Source organism: Kitasatospora sp. NPDC004240 (genome assembly GCF_053603215.1).
Genome location: NZ_JBSGFD010000392.1, coordinates 1 through 3,179, shown reverse-complemented (window position 1 = coordinate 3,179; position 3,179 = coordinate 1). Strand labels below are relative to the sequence as shown.

Here is a 3,179-nt window from a genome sequence, read left to right as displayed (position 1 = left end):
CGCGGCGGAACCGCGGCGCCGCCCCCCCCCCCCCCCCGCCCCCCACCCCCCCCCCCCCCCCGGGGGGGGGGGGGGCGGGGGGCCCGGGGGGCCCCCCCCCCCCCCCCCGGGGGGCGCGCTGCGGCGCCCCGGAAGTCTTCGTCGGTCGTCAGACCGCCGGCGTCCTCAGCGGCCGGCCGGGACCGGGTCGGTGGCCTCGGTCCACAGGTCCTGCTCGGCGCGGTCCGCCTGGACCTGACGGTAGACAAAGAAGCCGCCGAGGGCGACCAGGGCGACCAGGAGAAGCTTCTTCACCGCGGGACCTCGTCCTTCTTGCGTAGCGGACTCAACAGCCGTGCTCCGGCCGGACCGGCCGGGTCGACGAGTCCATGAGTTGTTACGAGCACGAACGGGTGGTCGGAAGGGTGCCGGACCGCCCTGCGGCCGATGATACACACCGGTGTCCCAATCGTGACCAGCCACCGCTGCGTCCAACGCTCCGGTCCGGCCGGTGGATTGACGCCACGCCTCCTGTCGTACGGCCGGGCCGGCCGGCGCCGCCCGGAGGGGCCCGCGGGGCGCGCACGACGAAGGGCCCGGAGTGGTGATCACTCCGGGCCCTTCACGTCGGTGGGCCTAACAGGACTTGAACCTGTGGCCTCTTCCTTATCAGGGAAGCGCTCTAACCGTCTGAGCTATAGGCCCTTGCCGCACTCACAGGTTAGCGGATCGCGCGACCGCCCTCGTTCACCCCCTGTCCACCGGGGCCGGCCGGGGCCCGCCGGGGTGCGGTCCGGTGGCGGCGCGGGGCACGGAACCCGCCCGCGGGGCACGGAGCCCGCCGGAGAAGCCGCGCGGTGGAAAGCCGCGCGGTGGAAAAACGAAACACCCCGGATGGTGATCCATCCGGGGTGTCTCCGCAGGTGGGCCTAACAGGACTTGAACCTGTGGCCTCTTCCTTATCAGGGAAGCGCTCTAACCGTCTGAGCTATAGGCCCTTGCCGCACTGAAAGATTAGCGGACCGAGCGCCGATCCCCCAAATCCGGATCGGAAGGACTCCTGGCCGGAGCCCCGACGGAGGTCGCGGGGCGGCTCGCGGGGGCGGTGGCGGCGGGACGCAGCAGCCACTCCTCGCGGGTGGCCGGGAGCCCGGCCGCGCCGTCGGGGCGGGCGCGGACGGCGAGGATCTGGTTGATCCCGATCCGGTTCTCCTCGAAGGCGAGGGCCGAGGCCGCCATGTACAGCCGCCAGACCCGGGACCGGCCGCGGCCCGCCAGCCGGACCGCCTCGGTCCAGTGGGCCTCCAGGTTGGCGACCCACTCGCGCAGGGTGAGCCCGTAGTGCTCGCGCAGCGCCTCCACGTCGCGGACCTCGAAGCCGGCCCGCTCCAGCAGGGCCACCGTGTTGCCCACCGGGGACAGCTCGCCGTCCGGGAACACGTAGTGCGAGATGAACGGGCTGGGGCGGTACCGCTCGCCGGCCGGGGCGGGACGGCGGGAGATCTGGTGGTTGAGCAGCCGGCCGCCGGGCGCCAGCAGGCCGTACAGGGCCCCGGCGTAGACCAGGTACTGCTCGGAGCCGACGTGCTCGGCCATCCCGACGCTGGAGATCGCGTCGAAGGGGCCGTCCGGGACCTCCCGGTAGTCCTGCAGCCGGACCTCGATCCGGTCGGCCAGACCGGCCCGCTCGACCCGCTGCCGGGCCAGCGCGACCTGCTCCGCGGAGATGGAGACGCCGACCGCGGTGACGCCGTAGTGGCGGGCCGCGTGCAGCAGCAGCGAGCCCCAGCCGCAGCCGACGTCCAGCAGCCGCATCCCGGGGCGCAGGCCCAGCTTGCGGCAGATGAGGTCGAGCTTGGCCTCCTGGGCGGCCTCCAGGCTCTTGGCGGCGGGCGTCCAGTACGCGCAGGAGTACACCATCGACGGGCCCAGCACGAGGCCGTAGAAGTCGTTGCCGACGTCGTAGTGGTGCTGGATGGCGGCGCGGTCCCGGCCGCGGCTGTGGGGCCTGCCGCGGGGCCGGCGGACCTCCTCCGGCGGCGGGGCGGGCTGCGGGCCCACCGCGCCGGTGCGCAGCAGGGCGGCGAGCGCCCGGCGGCCGCGGGGGCCGAGGGCGTCGGCGGGGCCGAGCCGCAGCTGGCGGATGTCCGGGCTCTCGGCGAAGTGGGCGACCGCGGTCAGCACCTCGTACAGGTCGGTGCCGGGCGCGAGGTCGAGGTCGCCGGAGACGTAGGCGCGGGCCAGGCCCAGCTCGTTCGGCTGCCAGAGCAGGCGCCGCAGCGCCCGGCGGTTGCGCAGGACCAGGGTGGGCGCCCCCGGCGGCCCGGCGACCCCGCCCGACCAGATCCGCACCCGCAGGGGCAGTGGCACGCCCAGCAGCCCCTCCAGGGCCCCGACCAGTTCCCTCGCGAGCCGATCCGTCATCGCGCGCCTCCGTCCAGCCGTCGTCCAGACCAAGCCGTTCCCGGGCGCGGGAGTGCCCGGGCCGCGCCCCGGACCCGCCGTGCCGGACGGGCGCCGGACGGGCGCACCAAAGCTTTGCCCACCGCGCCCGGCCCGCATCCGGGTGGCGCGCCGGGCGCGCTCCCTGTCACCCGAATGCCCCGGGACGCCGACGGGCCCCGGAGGCTGCAACAGCCTCCGGGGCCCGGACATTTCCGTCCGTGGACGAAAAGTTGAGGTTCGGTCAGCGAACGGCCGGATCCGGCCGCCGGGGGACGGTCAGTCCTCCTCCGCCAGCGTCAGCTCGACGCCGCCGGTGAAGCCGGCCGCCGCGTTGTAGATGAACGCCGACAGGGTGGCCAGCGCGGTCAGCAGGACGACGTCGACCACGGCGATCAGCATGGTGAAGGTCATCACCTTGCCGAAGCCCACGTAGTCCATCAGCTCGACGCCACCGGTGGTGTCCGAGCCGGTGACGTCCTTGAGGGTCTTGGCCAGCGAGTCGAAGACGCCGAGCGAGTCCAGCGTCATCCACAGCACGGCCGCCGCGACGATGAGGATGATCCCGACCGCCAGCGACAGCAGGAAGCTGACCTTCATCACCGACCACGGGTCGGCCTTGGTGATCCGCAGCCGCGCCTTGCGGGTGCGGCCCAGGCCCGGACAAGTCCTGTTCCATGGTGAACGCCGTACCGAGCAGGCCGACGGTCCGCAGTCCGGTGGCGCGGACGGCCGCCGCGGTGGCGTCGGCGAGGTGC

General features: G+C 74.2%; 3 protein-coding genes, 2 tRNA genes and 1 pseudogene. All 6 read right to left on the bottom strand.

Going from position 1 to position 3,179, the window contains the following annotated elements:
- Nucleotides 1–165 precede the first annotated feature (165 nt).
- Complete coding sequence (locus tag ACWEQL_RS41810) at nucleotides 166–294, bottom strand: DLW-39 family protein (protein WP_014137031.1); 129 nt, start codon at nucleotides 292–294, stop codon at nucleotides 166–168.
- Between the two features lie 316 nt (nucleotides 295–610).
- Nucleotides 611–684 (bottom strand) — tRNA-Ile (locus tag ACWEQL_RS41805).
- 219 nt (nucleotides 685–903) lie between these two features.
- Nucleotides 904–977: transfer RNA gene (locus tag ACWEQL_RS41800), tRNA-Ile, on the bottom strand.
- Between the two features lie 16 nt (nucleotides 978–993).
- A complete protein-coding gene (locus ACWEQL_RS41795; RefSeq protein ID WP_452156768.1) occupies nucleotides 994–2,403 on the bottom strand; it encodes a class I SAM-dependent methyltransferase in 1,410 nt (469 codons plus the stop codon).
- A 297-nt stretch (nucleotides 2,404–2,700) separates the two neighbouring features.
- On the bottom strand, nucleotides 2,701–3,021 hold the full coding sequence (locus ACWEQL_RS41790) for a DUF3566 domain-containing protein (RefSeq protein WP_452156769.1): 321 nt from the start codon (nucleotides 3,019–3,021) through the stop codon (nucleotides 2,701–2,703).
- 67 nt (nucleotides 3,022–3,088) lie between these two features.
- Nucleotides 3,089–3,179: pseudogene (locus ACWEQL_RS41785) on the bottom strand (aspartate/glutamate racemase); the annotation flags it as partial.

Excerpts from the sequence above, each read along its gene's own strand:
- ACWEQL_RS41795 (WP_452156768.1), bottom strand. The coding sequence starts at position 2,403 with ATGACGGATCGGCTCGCGAGGGAACTGGTCGGGGCCCTGGAGGGGCTG.
- ACWEQL_RS41790 (WP_452156769.1), bottom strand. The coding sequence starts at position 3,021 with ATGAAGGTCAGCTTCCTGCTGTCGCTGGCGGTCGGGATCATCCTCATC.